Below are 20391 nucleotides of genomic sequence, written 5' to 3'. Positions count from 1 at the left end.
GGCCTTCACGCTACTCGCGGGGCTCGGCCTCGCGGACGACGAGCACGTCGCACTTCGCCTCACGGATGAGGTCCGTCGCGACGCTGCCGAGCAACGCGAACGCCACACCGGAGCGCGCCCGGGTGCCCAGCGCCAGCAGGTCCGCGCCCTGGTCGTCCACGAACTCGAGGACGATGGAGCGTGAGCCGCCGCTCTCCATCACCAGGTGGTACGGGATGGCGACTGCATCGAGCTCCCGCTGCAACGCCTTGAGCTTGCGCTCCGCGGTCGCCTTGAACGTCTGCCGGTAGTGCTTGTGCTCCTTCGCCGTCAGCCCGGGGAACACGGCGTACTCCAGCGGCACGTCATACGCGTGCACCAGCGTCAGCTCGGAGCCGGGCGTCATCAGCGTGGGAACGAAGCTCGCCGCGCGCTTGGACGTTTCGTCGGCGTCCACGGCCACGACGGGCCGTAGGTAGGGCCCAGGCGCCCGCCGGTTGGCGATGAGCACGGGCAGGTCTCCGCCGCGGATGACGTTCTCCGCAGTGGAGCCCAGGAACATGTTGCGCAGCGGCTTGTCGCCATGCCGGCCCAGGACGATGAGCTCCGCGCCAAAGGCCCGGGCCCGGCGCAGGATGGCCTCGACGGGCTTGCCGCGAGCGATGTGCGTGTCGACCGTGGCGGAGCTGCCCTCGGCACGCAGCATCTTGCGCAGCCGGTCGGCGACCCGCTCCAGCTCGCGCGCGGTGGCCTGGAGCGCTCGGGTGCCCACCTCCGCGGGCATGCGGCTGGGGAGGACGTGTGTCACCAGCACCTTCGCGCCGTCCGCGAGTGGCAGGTGTCCAGCCCTGCCCACCGCGTGGGTGCTCGCCTCCGAGAAATCAGTGGCGACGAGCACTCTGCGAAGTCGCCTCGGGAACGCCTGCTTTCGTGGTTTCACACACGAGAGTCTAGGAGGCCCAGACGCAGCAGGCACGGCAAACCCGCCTGAATGTCATCAGGCGGATGTGCCGTGCCCGGATGAATCAGGCGCTCGCGGCGCCGGCCACGGCCGGAGTCTCACCTTCTGGCGGCACGTGGTTCTCCGCGGCGTCCGCGGCGGCGATGCGCTCATCCAGATCCGCCGTCAGCCGTGCGAAGGCCTCCTTGCCAATGGTGGCGGACTGGTAGGCCTTGAGCAGCGCCGCCTTCTCCACGATGAGCACGCGGCGGACCGCTTCCTGGTGCTCCTCCTCGTGGAAGCGCATCGACTGCTGCTTCAGCGCCGTCAGCTCCTTCTCCGCGACGACTTCCTTCTCCTGGTAGTCCTTCTCCAGCTGCGTCACCACATCCCCCGGAATCTCCCGGGCGCGGCGCATGCCCTCCAGCGCGGCCTGCGCTGCGTGGATGGCGCCCAGGCGGCCGCGGGCCAGCTCGTACTGCTCCTGGAACGCGTCCTTGAGGCCGGTGATGCGCAGCTTGCGCAGCAGCGGCGCCATGGTGAGGCCCTGGAAGATGATGGAGAGGACCACCACGCCGAACGTCATGTTCACCAGCAGCTCGCGGTGCGGGAAGTCCGTGGGAAGACCGAGCACGAGCACCATGGAGATGGCGCCACGCAGGCCGCTCCAGGTGAGCACCGCGCTCCAGGTCCACGGCATCTTCTCCTTGGTGAAGCGGAGCAGCGCGGACACGCCGTAGACGACCACGGCGCGGGCCACCATCACCGCCACATAGGCGGCGAGGATGGGCTTCCACGAGGCCAGCAGCGAGGAGAGCTGCACCTCCAGGCCGATGAGGAGGAACACCACGGAGTTGAGCGCGAACGCCAGGTACTCCCAGAAGCTCTCCACCGCGATGCGGGTGGCGGGGCTCATGCCCTCGTGCGTGGCCCAGTTGCCGCACAGCATGCCGGCCACCACCGACGCGATGACGCCCGAGTAGTGGAAGTGCTCGGCGAGCACGAACGAGCCGTACGCCGCGATGACCGTGAGGGTGATTTCCACCATGGCGTCGTCCACGCGCTTGATGACCTGCGCGACGGCGAAGCCCACCGCGCTGCCCATCAGCACGCCCATGCCGAAGACCTTGATGAAGTCGAACATGGCGCCGCCCACCGTGAACTGGCCACCCGTGGCGACCGCGACGATGAGCGTGAAGAGCACGACGGCGGAACCGTCGTTCAGCAGGCTCTCTCCCTCCACCAGGATGAGCAGCCGCTTGGGCGCGCCCAGTGACTTGAAGAGCGCCACCACGGCGATGGGGTCCGTGGACACGATGACGGACGCGAACACCAGCGCGGACAGCATCCCGAAGCCATGGACGAAGTCCAACCCATCCACCACGCGCGTGAGGATGAAGGCCGTGAGCCCCGCGGAGGCCAGGAGCCCTGGAATGGCCAGGGCGTGGATGGCCATCTTGTTCTTCCAGAACTTGCGGAACTCGACGTGGAAGGCCGCTTCGAACAGCAGACCTGGGAGGATGATGGCGAAGAGCAGCTCCTTCGTGAGGTGCGGCGGCTCGAACGCCTTGAACGTACCCAACAGCAGGCCCGCGACAACCAGGGCAACCGTATAGGGGATTTTGAAGTACCGCGCGGCGATGGCCACGGCGGTCGCGATGGCGAAAATCAGTACGAAGGCCAACTCGAAATGCATTCGTCCTTACCTGTTTTGGCTCAAAGCGCGGGACGATAGCGCAGTTGAGCTGGACAGAGACGCACTCGATGTTGTTCTTGCTCGCACGGAGGGCATCGCAAATTGCCAGGGTGAGGCGGAATGCAAGGCGTCATCTCTCGCCTGGCTGCTCTTGCCTTCCCGCGTGGGGCTTCCCAGCTTTGAGCCATGTCCAAGCACCCTCGCTCCAAGGGAGGACGGCTGAGCGCGGGCCTCAAGCTCATCGGACCGCTCTGCATCTCCGTCGGCTTGCTCGTGGGGTTGCGGCTGCTGGGGCCGCAATACCTGGATCAGCAGACGCTGTCGGGCTGGCTGAGGCCCCTGGGGGCGCTGGCGCCCTTGGCCTTCATCCTGCTCCTCGCGGTGCGCCCGGTGACGCTGCTGCCCGGACAGCTCTTCACGGCGGTGGGCGGCATCCTCTTCGGCATGGCCGCGGGCACGGCCTACGCGCTCGTCGGGACGCTGCTGGCCTCGGGCCTCATCCACTTGCTGGCGCGCAGGCTGGGCCGCAAGCCCATGCGGCGGCTGGCCGGGGACAAGCACCCGGTGTTCGAGCGCGCGGCGCGCGAGCATGGCTTCCAGCTCGGCTTCCTGGCCTGCATCAATTCAGTGATTCCGGCGGATGTGATGTTGGCGACGGCGTCCGCGTCAGGCGCCCGCTACGCGCCGCTGGCGCTGGGCGCGGTGGTGGGCACCCTCCCCGGGACGCTGCTGACGACGCTCTTCGGCAGCTCGCTGGGGCAGGGGAAGACGTGGATGACGGCCGTGTCCGCCACCGGCATGGTGGTGAGCCTGCTGCTGGGGCTCGTCCTGGGGCGCAAGCTGATGCGGGAGTTGCTCGCGAAGGAGGCGGCCGTTGCGAGCGGAGGGCCTGGACGCGTGCGCCCAGGCCCCAGGGACGTGCGGCCTATGGGTAGCAGGCGGCCTGGCGCAGCGCCGTGTCTTCCGGCAGCCCCAGTGCGACGTTGAAGTTCTGCACCGCCTGGCCGGCCATGCCCTTCACCAGGTTGTCGAGCGCCGCCATGACGGCCACCGAGCGGCCCTTGGTGGCCACCGCGATGTCGCAGAAGTTGCTGCCGGCCACCGCGGCGATGCGCGGCGTGCCCTCGACGATGCGCACGAACTTCGAGCCCTCGTAGTAGCGGCGGTAGCGCTCCATCAGCGACGCCGTCACCACGGCGCCGCCGTGCTCCGGCCACTCGAACTGCACGGTGGCGAAGATGCCGCGCACCATGGGCGCCGAGTGCGGGACGAAGGCCAGCCGGTGCCGCTGCGCGCCGTGGGCCACCAGCATGACCTCCACCTCGGCCTCGTGCTGGTGCTCCAGCGGCTTGTACGCGCGGAAGTCTTGCGCGCGCGTCGGGTGGTGCGTGCCCTCACCGGGCAGCGAGCCGGAGCCGGACGAGCCCGTGACGCCGGACACCGCGAGCAGCCCCAAGCCCGGCGTGGAGGCGATGGGCAGGAGCGCCAGCTGCACCGCCGTGGCGAAGCAGCCCGGGTTGGCGATGCGCTTCGCCGTCTTCACCGCGTCGCGCTTCCACTCGGTGAGGCCGTAGGTGAAGGTGCCCAGCAGCTCCGGGGACGGGTGGGGCCGGCCGTACGCGCCCGCGTAGCGGCCCGGGTGGTCCAGCCGGAAGTCGGAGGACAGGTCCACCAGCAGCAGGCGCTCGGCGATGCCGACCTCCGCCCACTGCTTCTCCAGGCCCGCGAACTGCTTGGCCAGGTCGCCGTGGCCCAGCGCGCTGAAGACGACGGGCTGCTCGCAGTCCGCCAGCCACTTCCAGTCGGGCTCGCCCTCGAAGCGGCCTTCCACCAGTCCGCGCAGGTGCGGGTGCACCTTGTGGATGGGCTCGCCGGCGTGGTGCCGCGACACCGCGCGGATGCTGCCCACCGCGGGGTGGCCGGAGAGGATGCGCAAGAGCTCGCCGCCGCCGAAGCCGGAGGCACCCAGGATGTAGATGTTGACCTGCGTCATGACTTCCTCCCCGCGCCCAGCTTGGGGGCGATTTTTTCCAGGATGAGTCCGCCCAGCGCCGCCGCGTCCGCGCGGGCGTTGCGAGCGGGGATGCCCACCACCTGCTCTACGAAGCGCACGCCCACGGCGTTGTCCGTGGCCGGTCCGGCCACCACGTCCACTTCGATGCCGTACGCCTCGCGCAGGTGGCGCACGCCGCCGGACGCGCCCACCGGGTCGTTGGCGCACAGCACCCACGCCCCCGCCAGGCTCTTGAGCTCCGGGTCCGCGAGGATGCCCTGCACGCCGTACTCGCCCATGATGCCGTCGCCCGTCTCCGCGACGATGACGTCCACGTTCTCCGCCGCCAGCTCGGAGAAGAGCACCCGCGCCACGCGCGCGCCCGTGCGAGGCCCCGTGCAGACGATGCCCGCGTCCGTGAAGTCCATCACCACGTCCGCGCCGGAGTCCTGCATGCTCAGCGTGTCGCGCATCAGCGACACCCCCGTCAGCTTGGCGCCGCCCACGCGGAAGCCCGCCTGTGCCAGTTTGCGCACCATGGCCGCCGAGGCGAACGTCTTGCCCGAGTTCATGCAGGTGCCCACCACGTAGACGACGGGGCACTTCACCGGCGACGACGTGCCCTTCAGAGCGCCGGAGGACACGTGCGCCGGCTGCCCGGTGCGCGACATCAGCTCCGGGAACTCCAGCACCTGGCCCAGCACCTCCGCCTCGAAGGGCAGGCCCACGCCGTGGTTGTGCGACGTGCACTTGCCGATGACGCCGCCCATGTTGAGCACGTGCAGCCGCTCGCCCACGGTGACGGACGCCGGCACCACGCCTTCATAGCCGTGCAGCGCGTTGCGGTGACCCAGCGCGCCCACGACGATGTCACCGGCGTGCAGCGTCACCAGGCGCCCGTGCACGTCCTCGAGCTGGTTGTACGTGCTCTTCTCTCCGTGGATGCGCACGGCCACCACCGCGCCCTCCTCGGCCTTCACCTCGGACGCGAGGTGGACGGTCCGGCCCAGGCCGAGGTTGCGGGTGACACTGCCCACCTTGTCGACGAAAACCTTCATGGCATCCTCACTTCGCGCGATGCGAGAGCATCTGCGCGACGCCGTACAGCTTGGCGAAGCCCGCGGCTTCCGAGCCGTTCCACAACACGTTGGCCTCTCCGTACGTCGCCACCTTCGCGTCCATCAGCGAGTGCGGCGAACGCACGCCCTCCACCACCTGCGTGCGCGGGTGCAGCACCAGCCGCACGTCACCCGTCACGCGCTCCTGCGACGAGGTGAGGAACGCCTCCAGGTCCTTCACCAGCGGGTCGAAGAAGTGCCCCTCGTGCAGCAGCGAGCCGTAGAGGTTGCCCATCGACTCCTTCCAGAAGAGCTGCTTGCCGGAGAGCACCAGCTTCTCCAGCTCGCGGTGCGCGGTGACGAGCAGGTGCGCCGCCGGCGCCTCGAAGCCCACGCGGCCCTTGATGCCCAGAATCGTGTCCCCCAGGTGCACGCCCCGGCCGATGCCGTAGGTGCGCCCCAGCGCGTTGAGCGCCTCCACCAGCTTCACGGGGCCCAGCTTCTCGCCGTCCAGCGCCACCGGGACGCCCTTCTCGAAGGACACCGTGAGGGGACGGGGCTTGAGGTCCTGCGACAGCTCGCCGCCGGGGAAGGCCGCCTCGGGCAGCGCCTTCCAGGAGTCCAGCGTCTCGGCGCCGCCCACGGAGGTGCCCCACATGCCCTCGTTGACGGAGTAGGAGCCCAGCTTCGGCGGCATGTGCACGCCGCGCTCGGCCAGGTAGGACAGCTCCTGTTGCCGGCTCAGGGACAGCGTGCGGATGGGCGTGAGCAGCTCCAGCTCCGGCGCCAGCGAGCGGAAGGCCACGTCGAAGCGCACCTGGTCGTTGCCCGCGCCCGTGCTGCCGTGCGCCAGCGCCTGGGTGCCCTTCTCGCGCGCCACGCGGACGACCTCCGCCGCCGGCACGCGCGCTCCGCGGACACGCTCAGGGGTAGACCTGGCCGCGCAGCACGTTGCCGGCGATGAGGTAGCGCAGGTAGCCCTGGAAGAGCGTCTCGCGCGCGTCCACCGTCACGTGCGCCACCGCGCCCAGCTGCTTGGACAGCGCGGCGATGCGCTCCAACTGCTCGGGCGGGAAGCCGCCGGTGTCCACCGTGACGGTGGTGACGTCGTAGCCCTGCTCGCGCAGGTAGACGGCACAGAAAGCGGTATCGAGTCCGCCGGAGAAGGCCAGCACCACGTTCTTCTTGTTGCTCATGATTCGCTCCTCGCGGGGATGCGGTTCAAACCGTCCAGACGCGCCCGGCGGCATCGGCCACCAGGCGGTGCGTCTCATCGAGCCAGGCGCGCGAGGCGGCCAGCTCTTCCCGGGCCTGGGGCAGGCCCAGGTTGCCGGCGCCACCCAGGTGGGTGGCCGTCAGGGCGCCGCGGTCTGGACGGAACGTTCCTTCCACCAGCTCGCGGCCCACCTGCTTGTAGGCGTCACGGAAGGCCTGTCCCTGGGCCACCAGCGCATAGGCGTGGTGCGCCGCGTACAGCGTGTCGTCGCTGGCACGCGCCGCCGCGTCCGCCTTCACCTGGAGCGCAGGCACCAGTTGGGTGAGCACGTCCAGCAGCTCCCGCGTGGAGCCCAGCGCCGTCAGGGTGGGGGACTTCAGCAGTTGGAAGTCGCGGTGATAGCTGGAGGGCAGTCCGCCCGCGACGGCCTCTACCTGATGCGCCAGCCCGCGCAGCTCGCGGCAGCGGCCCCGGGCCAGCTCCACGACGTCCGGGTTCTTCTTCTGCGGCATGATGGACGAGCCCGTGGTGTACGCGTCCGGCAGCCCGAGGAAGCCGAACTCGTCCATGCTGTAGAGCTGCACGTCCCACAGCCACTTCTCCAGCGTGCCCGCCACCGAGCAGGCCCAGCCCAGCACCGCGGACTCGTGACGGCCGCGTCCGTTCTGCACGTCGATGGGGCTGCGCTGCACGCGCGAGAAACCCAGCAGCGCCGCCACGTACTCCCGGTCGATGGGCAGCGGCACGCCGAAGCCCGCCGCCGCGCCCAGCGGGCAGCGGTCCAGCCGCGCCCACACGCCGCGCAGCGCCTCGAGTTCCTCCAGCAGCCCTTCCGCGAACGCCATGCCCCACAGACCGAAGGTGGAAGGCATGGCCCGGCGCAGGTGCGTGTAGCCCGGCAGCGCCACGTCCTTGTGCGCCTGCGCGAAGTCCAGGAAGGCCCCCGCCAGCTCCGCCGCCCGCGCGCCCAGCGTGAGCACTTCTTCACGCAGCAGCAGGCGCAGGGCCAGCTGCACCTGGTCGTTGCGAGAACGCCCCAGGTGGATGCGCTTGCCCGGCTCGCCCACGCGCTCCACCAGCGCCGCCTCCAGGGCGGTGTGGCCGTCCTCCTGCTCAGGGCGGATGACGAACGTGCCCGCGCGGGCCTCGTCGTGCAGCGCCTTGAGCGCCGTCACCAGGGCCTGGGCCTCCGCGTCCTTCAGCAGGCCCACGCGCGCCAGCATCCGCGCGTGCGCGGCCGACCCGAGCGCGTCATGCGGCGCCAGCGCCAGGTCCACCACCGGGTCGTTGCCCACCGTGAAGCGGTGGATGGCCGCGTCCAGGGAAGGCCCTTGCCCCACAGCGTGTCAGCCACGAGCCGCCTCCTCGAAGTAACCCCGAACCAGTTGCGTGTAGAAGGCGGCGCCGGCTTCCAGCTCCGCCCGGGTGATGAATTCGTCCGCCGGTGGCTGCGCAGCGTGTCGCCAGGGCCCACCTTCACCGCGGGGAGGTCCCCCAGGAAGGCCCAGTCCGACGCCGTGCTGGAGCCCACCGGCTGCGCGCCCGACGCGGCCACCGCCGCGCGGACGATGGGCTGCTCCGCCGATGTCGCCTTCGGCAGGTAGCGCTCCGAATGGACCTTCACTTCGCTCTTCAACGCGCCCGCCACCTGCCGGGCCACCATCGCGTGCTCCATGCCCGGCGTGGTGCGCAGGTCCACGAAGAACTCGCACTGGTCCGGCACCTGGTTGCGCGCCAGGCCACCCGACACCTGCGTCACCTGCGCCCGGGCCTCGCCCAGGAGCGGGTGGGACGGAAAGCGCAGCGCGGCCAGCACCGCGATGTCCGTCGCGGCCAGGTGGATGGCGTTGACGGCCTCCGTGGCGTGCGCGTGCGCGACGTGCGCGCTCTTGCCGTGCGCGGTGCAGCGAAGCAGCAGCATGCCGCGCTGGGCGGTGCAGGGCTTGAGGCTGGTGGGCTCGCCGACGATGGCGGCGTCCAGCGGGCCCAGCTTGGGCAACAGCGTTCCCAGTCCCTGGCCTCCCGTCTCTTCCTCCGCGGTGAACGCGAACACGACTTCCGCGCCCGTGGGCGCGCCTTCGGCCAGCAGGGTCCGCGCGGCGAGCAGCATGCCCGTCACGCACCCCTTGGCGTCGTTGCTGCCCAGGCCGTACAGGCGGTCCTCGCGCCACACGGGCGCGTGGGGCTCGTACGTCCACCCGGCGCACGGCTTCACCGTGTCCAGGTGCGAGTTGACGAGCAGCCGGCGCGGCCCGCTCCCCACGGAGAACCACACGTTGTGGCCCTGCCGCTGGACGCGCGCGCCCCAGCCTTCCGCCCACCCGGACACGGTGTCCGCGATGCGGCCCTCGTCACCTGACACGCTGGGGATGGCCACCAGCGCCTGGAGCAGCTCCGCCGCCGTCATCCCACCGCCCCCGCGGGCTTCTGCGCGTTCTCCCGCACGACCATGGTCCCGCTGCCCTCGTTGGTGAAGACCTCCTCCAGGAGCGCGTTGGGCTGCACGCCGCTGACCAGGTGCACGCTGCCCACGCCGCCCACGAGCGCGTGGCGGATGGCGTGCGCCTTGGGCTTCATGCCGCCCGCGATGGCGCCGGTGCTCTCCATGGTGGCCAGGTCCGTGAGGTTGGCCAGCGTGACGAGCGACGACGGGTCGCTCACGTTCTTCAGCAGGCCCGGAACCTGGACCAGGAAGAAGAGCTTCTCGGCGGACAGCGCCACCGCCAGCGCGGCGGCCACGGTGTCCGCGTTGGTGTTGTACACGGCGCCGTCCGTGCCACCCGAAAGGGGGGCGATGACGGGCACGTAGTCGGCCGAGCGCAGGTGCTCCACCACGCGGGTGTCCACCTGCTCGATGTCGCCCACCAGGCCGTAGTCCACCAGCTTGCCCTCGGTGGCACCGGCTTCCGTCACCATGACGGGCGGGCGCTTGCGCGCCTTGATGAGACCGGCGTCCACGCCGCTCAGGCCCACCGCGGGCACGCCCGCCGCCTGGAGGTCCGCCAGCAGGTCCGTGTGCAGCTTGCCCGCGAGCACCATCTTCGCCGCGTCCAGCACGGGCGCGGAGGTGACGCGGCGGCCGGCCACCTTCTCCACCGGCAGGTGGAGGGCGTCACACAGCGTGTCCAGCTCCGGACCGCCGCCGTGAACCACGACGGGGCGGATGGAGAAGGTCCACAGCAGGGCAATCTGCTCGCAGGCGGCGCGGCGCAGACGCGGGTCGCTGAGCATGGCGCCGCCGAGCTTCACCACGAACGTCTTGCGGCGGAACTGCTGCACGTACTTCGCCGCGTGGCGAAGCGCGGAGTAGGGGTCGGGCGAAAGGGGCACGTGAGACCTCGAAGTCAGGAAAGGAAGAATGCGGAGGGGCCGCTCAACGCGAACGCATCCAGTGCAGCAGCGCCCGCTGGACGTGGTAGCGATTGCCGGCCTCGTCTACGACGCGGCTGCTCGGGTGGTCCAGGACCTCATCGGCCACTTCCACGTTCCGGCGCACGGGCAGGCAGTGGAGGAAGGCCGCGTCCTTCTGCGCGCGCGACATCGTCAGGCGCGTGGGCATCCAACCGGAATAGGACGCGAGCAGCGCGGAGACGTCATTGGGCGAAAACGCCGCAGCGGCCGTGGGGCCCCACGACTTGGCGTAGACGGCGCGGCTGCCGGCCAGGGCCTCGTCCTGGTCGTGTGTATAGGTGACGCTGCCGCCCGTGGCCTTGGCGTACGCCTCCGCCTCGGCGCGGACGGCCGGGTGCAGGTCGAACCCGGGAGGGTGCGCCACGCGAATCTCGCAGCCCGCCGCCGCCGCGCTCAGCAGGAAGGAGTTGGGCACGGCCTTGGGCAGCGGCTTGATGTGCGGCGCCCACGTCAGCGTCACCGGCAGCTTCTTCGTGCTGCCGAACGTCTCGCGCAGCGTCAGCATGTCCGCCAGACCCTGGCAGGGGTGCTCGCGCGCGGACTCCATGCTCACCACCGGCACGGTGGACCACTTTCGGAACGCGTTGATGACGGGGTCGAGCTCGTCCTCCTCGTCACCGCCGCCCTGCGAGAAGGTGCGCACGCCGAGCATGTCCACGAAGCGCGACAGGACGGGCGCGGCCTCCTTGAGGTGCTCGGCCCGGTCCGCGTTCATCACCGCGCCCTCGCGGTGCTCCAGCTTCCAGACGCCAGCGCCCACGTCCAGGATGATGGCGTTGCCACCGCCGCGCAGCATGACGGCCTCGAACGAGGTGCGCGTGCGCAGCGACGGGTTGAAGAACACCATCCCCAGCAGCGTGTTGGCGAAGAGCGCGTGCTCCGGGCCCTTCTGCTTCCACGCGAACGCCTGCGCGAGCACCGCCTCCACGCCTTCGGGCCCCAGATCCTTGATGTGCGTGACGTGCTTCATGGGCCTGTCCTCCCCGGCAGCGGCTACCTGCATATTCGTGATGAATATGCGTGAAAATGCGTGCATTGCCGCGAAAAGGCGGCGGATATTATGCAGAAAGACGCGCCGCGCAAGCGGATTATTCGCAACAGGCGCATGCATGTTCTTGCATGAATATTCACGGGGATGCATGTTGGTGGGAATGAATCTGGACGAGGCCATCCTGCGGCTCATCGCCGAGCGGGAGATCGGCGATCAGGCCGTGCTGCAGCAGCTCCTGGAGGCGGAAGGCCAGGCGCCGAGCCAGTCGACGCTGTCGCGGCGCCTGAAGAAGCTGGGCATCTTGAAGGTGGGTGGGCGCTATCAGCGCGCGCCGGCCACGCCCGCGGTGATGCCGGAGCGGCCTCGCGTCACCATCCTGGAAGCGCCGCCCAACCTGCTGGTGATTCGAACGGCGCCGGGGTTCGCGCCGGTGCTCGCGCTGGCGTTGGACAAGGAGCGGGAGCTGCCGGGGCTCGCGGGGACGGTGGCGGGGGATGACACCATCTTCGTCGCGGTGACGGACCCGGCGCTGCTGCGCGACGTGCGCGCGGCGGTGGAGCGGCTCCTCTCGCTGGGGGCGTGAGAGGCGCGCCCCGTCAGGGGGCGCTCGTCATGGGGCTGCGTCCCTGGCGCAGGCGCCGTCAACACGACCTTCGTTGCCGGCGACCGTTGGACCGCGACGGGCATCACTTGGAATCACATGCTCGACGCGTCGACGCGTCCCGGAGCGCGGGAGCTCACTGGATGGCGAAGACGTAGTTCTGTCCGTAGCGCGAGTCCCACTGCTGGCAGCCCTTGCGGTCCTGGGTGGAGAACCACAGCTCCAGCGTCGCGGGGCCGGGCGGCAGCGGAATGAAGGCGGGGATCTGCCTCCAGAACTCGGCGTCCCATTCACCCCAGCTCGCCGTCAGGCTGAGCATCGTCACCGGGCCGCCGTTGATGCGGTAGTACGCCGTGGTGCCCCAGGCCTTGTAGTTCAGGTACTGGGCCCGGCACTCGGCGATGCGGCCGATGTCGTAGTCCACCATCAGCGTGGTGCCGCCCTGGAGCGTGCCGTGGACCGTGTACGTCCACGCCGGCGCGGGGTGGAACGAAATCGTCGGGTTCTGCGTCACCCACGTGTGGAAGTTGTACTGGAGGTTCGAATCCCAGTGGGAGCAGCCGGTGGCGTCCGTGTTCTGGAACCACAGCTCCAACGTTCCGCCCTGAGCCAGGGCCAGCTGCGTCTGCGCGATGGCGTCCACCGTGGTGGCATCCGCCACGGGGAAGCTCTGCACCGGGCCCCGGTTCGACATGGCGAAGCCGGTGATGGTCCACCCGGTGCCCCGGCACAGCGGCAGGCGCGAGGTGTCATAGGCGATGTCCAGCGCGCCGCCCGCCTCCGGCTGGCCGCTGAGGGTGACGCTCCAGTCCGCGGCGAAGGTCAGCGTGGGCGGTCCGGACAGGAAGGCCAGGTCGGACTGCACGGCGACGGGCGCTTGCGGCGCTGCGGAGGCGGAGGAGGCAAGACACAGCAACGGCAGCAGGGCGGACAGCAGCGGCTTCATGGCGACTCCCGGGCACGGAGGGTGGTGGCGCCCGGACGGAGGGTGTGGCCCGCCGGACGCGAGCGGCTCGCTAGCACGACCCGGGGAAATACCGGAATGCCCTGCTTCCGCCGTGCCTGCGGGTGCGCCTCGGCCTGACGTCAGCGGGTGAACGCCTCCCACTGTAGGACACTGTCGTTTCCCACCCCTCCGGACGGGGGAATCGTTGCACCGTGAGGGGTATCCGCCCCAGTTTTCCAAGATTTCTCGTTGAGGGCGTAGTTTCTGTGGGGGCGGCGAACCCGTCTGGCCTGGAGGTGAATGTGGGCATGTCGGAGCTGACAGAGCTGCTGGACCACGCGCGCAAGGGCGAGCAGGGCGCGCGGGATGCGTTGACGGCCGCGGCCTACCGGGAGCTGCGGGACATGGCGCAGCGGGCCATGTCCGATGCGGCGTCGACGCCGTCACTGCAACCCGCGGTGTTGGTGAAGGAGGCGTGGCTGCGTCTGTTCAGCGCGGGGGCCCCGGTGGAGGCGCGGCGTCACTTCTTCAGCGCCGCGGCGCAGGCCATGCGGCGGGTGATGGTGGACCGGGCGCGGCTGCGCAGGGCGCAGCTCCGCGAGGCCCGGCTGGAGCGGGTGAGCCTGGGGGACGTGGAGGCGGATGTCCCGGCGGGTTTGAGCATGGAGGTGCTGGAGCTGGACCGAGCGCTCTCGGAGCTGGACACGTTCCAGCCACGGCTCGCGCGCATGCTGGAGCTGCGCTACTTCGTGGGCCTGGACCTGCTGGACACCGCCGCAGTGCTGAGCGTGTCGCCCGTCACGGTCAAGCGCGACTGGGCCTACGTCCGGGAGTGGCTGCTGACGCGGCTGGGCAACTGACGGCCCGCGCGTCCACGCGGGCCGGGTTGGAATCAGGGGGCGTCGGGCTCAGCGCTTGCGGCGGGCTCGGCCCATCAGTGCCAGCGCCGCCAGCCCCAGTGCCTGGGCGCCCGCGCCGCCGCCGCTGCAACCACAGCCGCTGGGCGCGTCGCCCTTGTCCTCAATCGGAGGAGGCGTGGGCGCGATCTGCAGCGACACGCTCCGCGCTGCCGTCTGGTTCGCCGAGTCCGTTACCCGCACCGTCAGCGGGAAGGTGCCGCTGGCGGTCGGAATCCCGCTCAGCACGTAGGCGCCGTCGCGCTGCTGAATCGTCAAGCCTCCGGGCACGGTGCCGCCGTCCAGGCTCCACGCATACGGCGCCCGGCCGCCCTGGACGGTGAAGCGCGCCTCGTACGCGGTGCCCTGGGTCGCGGACGCAATCGCGCCGCTGGAGATGCTCAGGGTGCCCACCACGTCCACGCTGTACGTGCGCGCCGCCACACCGCCGCGCGCGTCGCGAACCCGAACGGTGACGGCGGTGCTACCGGACTGCGCGGGCGTGCCGGTGAAGGTACCCGTCGTGGGGGAGAACGTCAGGCCCGAGGGCAGCGTGCCCTCCAGCTCGAACGTCAGGGTGCCCGAGCCGCGCGTGCTCAGCTCCACGTTGGCGGCCGTGCCCAGCCTGAACGGGGGCAGCGTCTCCGTGAGGAGCTCCGGCAGTGGCCAGGGCCGGCGCGAGGCCACCAGCAGACGCCGCTGGCTCACCGCGACCACGGAGGTGTCGCCCGTGGCGAAGGCCGTGGATGCATAGTTGCCGCCCGCGCCGGTCGGGTGCGCCGTCCATTCCTTGCCATCCGCCGACACGTGCAGCTCGAATGAGGGCAGCACTCCCACGACTTGCGGGTCGACGGCCGTCCAGCTGACGACGAAGCTCTGGTCCACGAATGTCATGAGCGGGGTGGGTAGCGGAGCGTCGGCGGGCAGCCGGAGGCTCTCCACGCGCGTCCAGGTGCCGCCGAGGTCCTCGGAGAGGAAGAATCCGCTCGTCGGTTCCACCGCCTGGGGCGCCAGAGGGGGCAGTTGGTTGGGCCGGGCGAAGGCGAGGACGCGACCATTTCCGGCGATGAGCTGGGCGACGCTGAGCCCGGACAGCGTGGCGGGCTGGAACACCTCCCAGGCGGCGCCAGCGCCCTGGGGCCGCACGAGGACAGGATGCTGGGAGGGCGCGCCCGCCATCGGGCGGGCCACGGCGAGGAAGCTGCTCTGACCGGGCACCAGCGTCACGACGTCATAGGCGCTGTTGATGCTCTCATCGGTCCAGCGCTGGCCGTCCGTGGAGCTGGCGATGAGGCCCGCGGTGCCCACCGCGACCATCCGGTTTCCGCTGAGCGCGAGCTCCAGGAAGCGCCGGCCCCCGGGCGCCGGGTCCTGGTAGGCGGGAGCCCACGTATGCGCGTTGTCGGACGAGACGACGATGCGCCCGTTCGACAGGCCGAACCACTTGCGCTGGGAGTAGACCAGCCGCTCCAGCGGGAGGGGTGACGTGGTCCCCTCCGACACGGGAACGAAGCCCGTCCACTGGCGCCCGTCCGAGGAGCGCAGCAGCTCCGGGTTGCCAGTGGCCGCCGCCAGGAACGTCCCGTTGCCATGCCAGGCGCGCGTCACGGACGGCGTTACCAGGATGCCGGTGGCGACGCCCGCTTGCCAGTCGTCGAAGGTGGTGGCGGGGGCCACGTTGACGTGGAGCAGGCGCTCCAGGCGTCCCGAGAAGTCCGTGGGTTGGTAGGCCGGAGCCTGCCCCCTCCGACCGGAGGCGTCATCTCGCGGAACCCGCTCTGGTACCGCACCCGGTAGGCCCCCTGGGCCACCGCGGGCACGGGGAGCGTGAGCTGCGCGGTCGTTTGGACCTCCTGGTTCGTCGTGGTCACGTTTTCCGACACCAGGCAGTGCCGGTGGCGCCGTCGACGGGCCAGGCGGACTGGGCCTCGGCGGAGAGCGCAGCGGCGCCCGGCTGCGCGGCGGTGGCCGCCGAGCCGGCATGCGTGTAACTGCCGCCCGGCGCTTGCCAGCCCACGGGCAGGGCGATGCAGGCCACCAGCTGACCGGTGCGCGCGGAGGTCTGGCTGGGCCCGGAGGAGACCTGGAGGCTCAGCGAGACGGAGGTGCCACTGCGGACCGTGCCTTCGTGACTGACGATGGCCTCGGACTGGAAGCCGGAGACGACCCACCACAGCGAAGCCCCCAGCAGGGCTCGCAGGGAACGATTGCGATTGAGCAAGGGGGACATCCTGTCGCGATGCGAGAGGAGCCCTGTCTACGGTTTCGCATTCCCCCGAGTCAAATCAGCGTGGGCGTCTCGCGAACCCCGCCGCCGAACAGGTGCCGGCCCGGGGGCAAGGCGCTGCGCGCTCCCCGGCCATCACGGCTTGTCGAGCAGCTCCAGGGCGGCGGTGGTCAGCGTGGTGACGCCCGTGCGCAGCGTGCGCTCGCGGTCCGGCGCGAAGAGGGGCGAATGCATCGAAGGCAACGCGGTCCCCGCGGCCATCGCCTGGGCGTATTGCCGCGGCTCGGTGGAGCCGAGCCAGAGCATCACGGCGGGAACGCCCGCGCGCCCGTACTCGGAGAAGTCCTCGCCGCCCATGACGGGAGGCGCCTCCTGGAGGTTCTTCTCGCCCAGGACGCGGGACACCGCGCCCACCAGCCGCCGGGTGAGTGCGGGGTCGTTGAAGGTGGAGGGCGTGCCCTCGGTGATGGCGATGTCGGGTGGACGGGGCGCGCCGGAGGCCATGGCCTCCGCCTTGGCGATGCGCTCGATGCCGTCCAGCAGGGCCTTGCGGACCTCGGGCTTGTACGAGCGCACGGAGAGGTGGAGCTTCACGTCATCGGGGATGATGTTGTGCTTGGCGCCGCCATGAATGGAGCCGACCGTCACCACCGCGGGCTCCAGCGGGTTCTTCTCCCGGCTGACGAGCGTCTGGAGTGACAGCACGACGCGCGCCGCCATCACGACCGGGTCCACGGTGGTGTGGGGATAGGCGCCATGTCCCCCCTTGCCATGCAGGGTGACTTCAACGCTGTCCACGCTCGCCATCGCATACCCGGGGGTGAACTCCACCGTGCCCGCCGCGGCGGTGTTGACGTGGAGCGCCACCGCGAAGTCCGGCTTGGGGAAGCGCTTGAAGAGGCCGTCCTGGAGCATCTGCCGGGCGCCCGCGCCCACCTCTTCCGCCGGCTGACCCACCAGCAGCAGTGTGCCTCGCCACCGGTCCTTCGAGCGGGCCAGCAGCGTGGCCGTCCCCAACAACGACGTCATGTGCACGTCATGGCCACACGCGTGCATGGCCGGGTGGGTCGCGCCCGCGGCGTCCTTCGCCTTCTGCTTGCTCGCATAGGGCAGGCCCGTCTTCTCCTCCACGGGCAGCGCGTCCATGTCCGCGCGCAGCATCACCGTGGGGCCCTGGCCGTTGCGGAGCAGGGCCACGACGCCGTGCCCGCCCACCTTGGACGTCACCTCGAAGCCGAGCTTGCGCAGCCGGCCGGCCAGCTTCGCCGCCGTCTTGGCTTCCTGGTTGGACAGCTCCGGCGTCTGGTGCAGGTCGCGGTAGAGCGCGTCGAGCTCTGGGTAGATGGCGTCGAGTCCACCCAGGACGGGCGGCGTCTCCGCGGCGAGCGCGAGGCCGCCGGGCGCGGCCAGGGAGATGAGCAGCAGGGAAAGCAGGGGAGAAATCTTCACGGGGCGGACTCCTGTCCGTCGGGGAGCGGGGGGCCACTACAGCACACCCGCCGTGCCAGGAGGGGCAAGCCCGTATGTCCCGTCACCCTCGAAGGTGCCGGATTGACGGCCAGGAGGCAGAGCGCGTCTGCTTCACGCATGTCCCAATCTGGTTCACCCGTGGCGGACGACCTTTCCGTGGCGCGTCCGGTGGAGGCCTCCGAGCGAGTCGTCTTGCTGGACGCCCTCCGTGGCTTCGCGCTCTGGGGCGTCTTCGTGTCCAACAGCCTCATGTGGCTGAGTGGACGGGCCTTCATGCCCCGTGAGGCTGCGTCCGCGCTGGGTGCGCCCCTGCTGGAGCAGGTGATTGGCGCCATCTATCAGCTCTTCGTGACGCAGAAGTTCATCTCCATCTTCTCGTTCCTCTTCGGCCTGGGCTTCGCACTCCAGTTCACGCGGGCCGAGTCACGTGGCGTCTCCGCCGCGCCGCTCTACGGCCGGCGGCTGCTGATGCTCTTCGGCATCGGCCTGGCGCACGCCCTTCTGTTGTGGACGGGCGATATCCTCCACACCTACGCGATGGTGGGCTTCCTGCTGATGGCCTTCCGGGCCCGCTCCAACCGCACGGTGCTGTTCTGGGCGCTGGGGCTCGTCACCGTGATGCCGTTCCTGGTGCCCGCCGCCATTCGCTATACGCCCATCCTGCTGCACGGCGCGGAGGCCGCGGCCGAGGCCGCGAAGGCCAGTCAGGCCCGGGATATGGCCTTGAGAGCCGACACCCTGGTGGCGTTGTCGAGCGAGTCGTTCTGGACGGCGCAGGTGGGCAACGCACGCTTCTTCCTGGAGAACCTCGGCGGCGGCTTCCGGCGCGTGCTCTGGATGAGCCTCTGCCTGGGGCGCTTCCTGCTGGGGTTGCTGGCGGGGCGTCTGCTCCTGTTGCAGGACGTGGAGCGTCACCGGGCGTTGTTGCGCCGGATTCTCGGCTGGGGGCTGAGTGTGGGCCTCGTCCTCAATGGCGGTGGGTTGCTGCTGTTCCGCCTGCGCAAAGCCGGCGTGCTGGAGTGGGACCCGAAGGGGCCCTGGATGATGATCGTCAACGGCTTCCAGGAGCCCGGCTACATCGCGATGGGCGCGGCATATGTCGCGGCCTTCGCGCTGCTCTTCCAGCGGGAGCGCTGGAGCCGCTGGCTGGGCGTGCTGTCGCCCGTGGGTCGCATGGCCCTGACGAACTACCTGATGCAGTCCGCGGTGAGCATCTGGATTTATGACGGCTGGGGCCTGGGCTTCATCGGCAAGCTGCCGCCGTCGCGCATCGTCGTCATCTGCTGCGTCATCTTCGCGGCGCAGGTGGTGCTCAGCCATCTGTGGTTGGCGCGCTTCCGCTTCGGTCCCGCGGAGTGGCTGTGGCGCTCGCTCACGTATGGAAAGGTCCAGCCCATGCGGCGGCTCGCTGGCGACGGAGGCGTCTCCGGCGTCAGCGCTTCTTGAGTGGGTGAGGGCTCAGAGTGAGTTGAGGAACGCGAGCAGCGCCTGCCGGTCCACGAGCGGCAGGCGCGTGTAGCGCTCCTGGGCCGGCGCGGCCTCGCCGCCATGCCACAGCACGGCCTCTTCCAGGTCGCGAGCCCGCCCGTCATGCAGGAAGCGGGTATGGCCGTTCACCGCTTTCACGAGGCCCACGCCCCACAGCGGCGGGGTGCGCCACTCGGTGCCGGTGGCGAGCCCGTCCGGACGGTCATCCGCGAGCCCTTCGCCCATGTCGTGGAGCAGCAGGTCCGTGTAGGGGCGGATGCGCTGGCCGGACAGTTCGGGGAAGCCGGGCACACCTTCCGTCTCGAAGACGGTGGCCACGTGGCACCCCGCGCAGCCGATGGCGCCGAACACCGCCTTGCCGCGCACGACGTCGGCGGCTTTCCAGTCCCGGCGCTTGGGCACGGCGACCAATCGCGCGTAGAGGAGCAGCGCGTCCAGTTCCTTGGGGCTGACCTCGGGTGGGGCGGCCTCGCCGGCCTCGCGCCCCTGCTCGCGGGGATACAGCTCCGTCGTCAGTCCCATGTCGGTGACGAGCGCGTGTGCCACCTGCTGGTGCAGCGTGGGTTGGTTGGCCTTCCAGCCGAAGCGCCCCATCCGCGTCTGTCCCGTCGCCGCGTCCCGCACACGGTTGGCCCGGCCGGAGATGCCATTCCGGTCACGGTCCTCGGAATCCTCGTGGGCCAGTACCGCCGCCTCGGGGATGGCCTCGAGCAGGCCGAGGCCGAAGTTCGCGGGCGCGACGCGAGGAGAGACGCGGGTCTCCTCTCCGAGGGGCCCCTTCGACAGCTGGGTGAATCGGTAGCGGGGCCGGTGGAGGACGTAGGTCTCGCCCGAGGCGAACCGGCCGGTGACTTCTTCGTACGTCACCTCGACGCTGCCTTCCGCGCCGGTTCCGTCGACATGGCGAACGTCGAGCTGCGCGCCATACACCGGATGCGGCCCACTGCCGTCTGGCCCGCTCAGCTGGAACGCGAGGGAGACGGGCGTCTCGCTCGGGGAGGCGGGGGGCTGGCCGCGTCCATCCTTCACGTGGCAGGTCATGCACGAGGGGGCGTTGAACAGCGGCCCCACTTGGATGGGGCCGTCCACGTCCGTCCAGTCGCGGCCGAAGACGCGCTTGCCCGCGTGGAAGTCCTCCCAGCGCGTCCGCGGCATGTTCATGGGGGCGCGGCCAAAGGCGTTGCGTCCCGGGTCCGGCACGGAGCCCTGTCCGCCAGACAGCTCCTCTCCAGCCTCCGTCGTGGCGGGCAGTGCGCCCAGCTCGAGAGGCCGGGGCAGCCGGTGCGTGCTCGCCCAGACAGCGGCGATGGCGATGGCTCCGATGGGAATGCCTGGAAGATACAGCCGCCTGCGCATCAGAACGTCTCCCGAGGGAAAGCCTACTCGTTTCCCGTGACGCGCTTCGAGGCGAAGCGCCATCCGCGGCCGCGAGGTGTGCACCCATCGCGCCACGAGGCGCGCAGCCAGGCTGCTGCTGGG

15 protein-coding genes and 3 pseudogenes are annotated in these 20391 nt (G+C 70.4%); 4 read left to right on the top strand and 14 right to left on the bottom strand.

Annotated elements, in window-relative coordinates; genetic code table 11:
- Nucleotides 1-10: 10 nt before the first annotated feature.
- Together QEG98_RS27350 and QEG98_RS27345 are read right to left on the bottom strand one after the other, a co-directional pair.
- Complete coding sequence (locus tag QEG98_RS27350) at nucleotides 11-877, bottom strand: universal stress protein (RefSeq protein WP_316563373.1); 867 nt, start codon at nucleotides 875-877, stop codon at nucleotides 11-13.
- A gap of 127 nt (nucleotides 878-1004) precedes the next feature.
- Complete coding sequence (locus QEG98_RS27345; protein WP_141253569.1) at nucleotides 1005-2615, bottom strand: Na+/H+ antiporter; 1611 nt, start codon at nucleotides 2613-2615, stop codon at nucleotides 1005-1007.
- Between the two features lie 186 nt (nucleotides 2616-2801).
- Here QEG98_RS27345 and QEG98_RS27340 point away from each other — a divergent pair, with 186 nt between their 5' ends.
- A complete protein-coding gene (locus tag QEG98_RS27340) occupies nucleotides 2802-3602 on the top strand; it encodes a TVP38/TMEM64 family protein (protein WP_316563372.1) in 801 nt (266 codons plus the stop codon).
- Here the strand turns inward: QEG98_RS27340 and argC are convergent.
- The 7 genes and pseudogenes from argC to QEG98_RS27305 form a co-directional block, all read right to left on the bottom strand.
- Nucleotides 3541-4608 (bottom strand): N-acetyl-gamma-glutamyl-phosphate reductase, encoded by a 1068-nt coding sequence (gene argC, locus QEG98_RS27335; RefSeq protein WP_090491578.1) that lies wholly within the window; start codon nucleotides 4606-4608, stop codon nucleotides 3541-3543. The two genes, QEG98_RS27340 and argC, sit on opposite strands and share 62 nt — an antisense overlap.
- Nucleotides 4605-5666 (bottom strand): hypothetical protein, encoded by a 1062-nt coding sequence (locus QEG98_RS27330; RefSeq protein WP_090491577.1) that lies wholly within the window; start codon nucleotides 5664-5666, stop codon nucleotides 4605-4607. Before QEG98_RS27330 ends, argC begins: the two co-directional genes overlap by 4 nt.
- A 7-nt stretch (nucleotides 5667-5673) precedes the next feature.
- Nucleotides 5674-6862, bottom strand: a pseudogene (gene argG, locus QEG98_RS27325) (argininosuccinate synthase).
- A 25-nt stretch (nucleotides 6863-6887) separates the two neighbouring features.
- Nucleotides 6888-8236, bottom strand: a pseudogene (argH, locus tag QEG98_RS27320) (argininosuccinate lyase).
- Nucleotides 8229-9289, bottom strand: a pseudogene (locus QEG98_RS27315) (M20/M25/M40 family metallo-hydrolase). Before QEG98_RS27315 ends, argH begins: the two co-directional pseudogenes overlap by 8 nt.
- On the bottom strand, nucleotides 9286-10212 hold the full coding sequence (argB, locus tag QEG98_RS27310) for an acetylglutamate kinase (protein WP_011555079.1): 927 nt from the start codon (nucleotides 10210-10212) through the stop codon (nucleotides 9286-9288). The pseudogene QEG98_RS27315 and the gene argB overlap by 4 nt, the downstream one beginning before the upstream one ends.
- A 43-nt stretch (nucleotides 10213-10255) precedes the next feature.
- Complete coding sequence (locus tag QEG98_RS27305; RefSeq protein WP_090491573.1) at nucleotides 10256-11263, bottom strand: N-acetylornithine carbamoyltransferase; 1008 nt, start codon at nucleotides 11261-11263, stop codon at nucleotides 10256-10258.
- A 169-nt stretch (nucleotides 11264-11432) separates the two neighbouring features.
- On the opposite strand from QEG98_RS27305, the gene QEG98_RS27300 reads away from it, so the two are divergent.
- A complete protein-coding gene (locus QEG98_RS27300; protein ID WP_090491572.1) occupies nucleotides 11433-11867 on the top strand; it encodes an arginine repressor in 435 nt (144 codons plus the stop codon).
- A gap of 154 nt (nucleotides 11868-12021) precedes the next feature.
- Here QEG98_RS27300 and QEG98_RS27295 read toward each other — a convergent pair whose 3' ends face one another.
- Nucleotides 12022-12831, bottom strand: coding sequence for a DUF6209 family protein (locus QEG98_RS27295; RefSeq protein ID WP_316563371.1), 810 nt, complete (start codon nucleotides 12829-12831; stop codon nucleotides 12022-12024).
- Between the two features lie 308 nt (nucleotides 12832-13139).
- Between QEG98_RS27295 and QEG98_RS27290 the strand changes: the two genes are divergently transcribed.
- Nucleotides 13140-13691: a sigma-70 family RNA polymerase sigma factor gene (locus QEG98_RS27290; protein ID WP_316563370.1), complete on the top strand. Its 552-nt coding sequence runs from the start codon at nucleotides 13140-13142 to the stop codon at nucleotides 13689-13691.
- Nucleotides 13692-13739: 48 nt separating this feature from the next.
- Here QEG98_RS27290 and QEG98_RS27285 read toward each other — a convergent pair whose 3' ends face one another.
- The 3 genes from QEG98_RS27285 to QEG98_RS27275 form a co-directional block, all read right to left on the bottom strand.
- Complete coding sequence (locus QEG98_RS27285) at nucleotides 13740-15404, bottom strand: Ig domain-containing protein (RefSeq protein ID WP_316563369.1); 1665 nt, start codon at nucleotides 15402-15404, stop codon at nucleotides 13740-13742.
- A 190-nt stretch (nucleotides 15405-15594) separates the two neighbouring features.
- Entirely contained in the window at nucleotides 15595-15948 is a 354-nt protein-coding gene (locus QEG98_RS27280) for a hypothetical protein (protein WP_316563368.1), read from the bottom strand.
- A 141-nt stretch (nucleotides 15949-16089) separates the two neighbouring features.
- Entirely contained in the window at nucleotides 16090-17403 is a 1314-nt protein-coding gene (locus tag QEG98_RS27275; protein ID WP_090491569.1) for an amidohydrolase, read from the bottom strand.
- A gap of 138 nt (nucleotides 17404-17541) precedes the next feature.
- Here QEG98_RS27275 and QEG98_RS27270 point away from each other — a divergent pair, with 138 nt between their 5' ends.
- Nucleotides 17542-18870, top strand: a complete 1329-nt coding sequence (locus QEG98_RS27270) for a DUF418 domain-containing protein (RefSeq protein WP_316563367.1) — start codon at nucleotides 17542-17544, stop codon at nucleotides 18868-18870.
- Between the two features lie 12 nt (nucleotides 18871-18882).
- On the opposite strand, the gene QEG98_RS27265 is transcribed toward QEG98_RS27270, so the two are convergent.
- Nucleotides 18883-20268: a di-heme oxidoredictase family protein gene (locus QEG98_RS27265; protein WP_316563366.1), complete on the bottom strand. Its 1386-nt coding sequence runs from the start codon at nucleotides 20266-20268 to the stop codon at nucleotides 18883-18885.
- Between the last annotated feature and the right edge of the window lie 123 nt (nucleotides 20269-20391).

The organism is Myxococcus sp. MxC21-1, from assembly GCF_032612255.1.
In the GTDB taxonomy this organism is placed as follows: Bacteria; Myxococcota; Myxococcia; order Myxococcales; family Myxococcaceae; genus Myxococcus; species Myxococcus virescens.
The sequence above is the reverse complement of the archived record's forward strand: the minus strand, read 5'-3'. Positions and strand labels throughout refer to the sequence as shown.

Coding starts and splice junctions, on each gene's coding strand:
- QEG98_RS27345 (WP_141253569.1), bottom strand. CDS start 2,615: ATGCATTTCGAGTTGGCCTTCGTACTGATTTTCGCCATCGCGACCGCC.
- QEG98_RS27340 (WP_316563372.1), top strand. CDS start 2,802: ATGTCCAAGCACCCTCGCTCCAAGGGAGGACGGCTGAGCGCGGGCCTC.
- argC (WP_090491578.1), bottom strand. CDS start 4,608: ATGACGCAGGTCAACATCTACATCCTGGGTGCCTCCGGCTTCGGCGGC.
- QEG98_RS27330 (WP_090491577.1), bottom strand. CDS start 5,666: ATGAAGGTTTTCGTCGACAAGGTGGGCAGTGTCACCCGCAACCTCGGC.
- QEG98_RS27305 (WP_090491573.1), bottom strand. CDS start 11,263: ATGAAGCACGTCACGCACATCAAGGATCTGGGGCCCGAAGGCGTGGAG.
- QEG98_RS27300 (WP_090491572.1), top strand. CDS start 11,433: ATGTTGGTGGGAATGAATCTGGACGAGGCCATCCTGCGGCTCATCGCC.
- QEG98_RS27295 (WP_316563371.1), bottom strand. CDS start 12,831: ATGAAGCCGCTGCTGTCCGCCCTGCTGCCGTTGCTGTGTCTTGCCTCC.
- QEG98_RS27290 (WP_316563370.1), top strand. CDS start 13,140: ATGTCGGAGCTGACAGAGCTGCTGGACCACGCGCGCAAGGGCGAGCAG.
- QEG98_RS27270 (WP_316563367.1), top strand. CDS start 17,542: ATGTCCCAATCTGGTTCACCCGTGGCGGACGACCTTTCCGTGGCGCGT.
- QEG98_RS27265 (WP_316563366.1), bottom strand. CDS start 20,268: ATGCGCAGGCGGCTGTATCTTCCAGGCATTCCCATCGGAGCCATCGCC.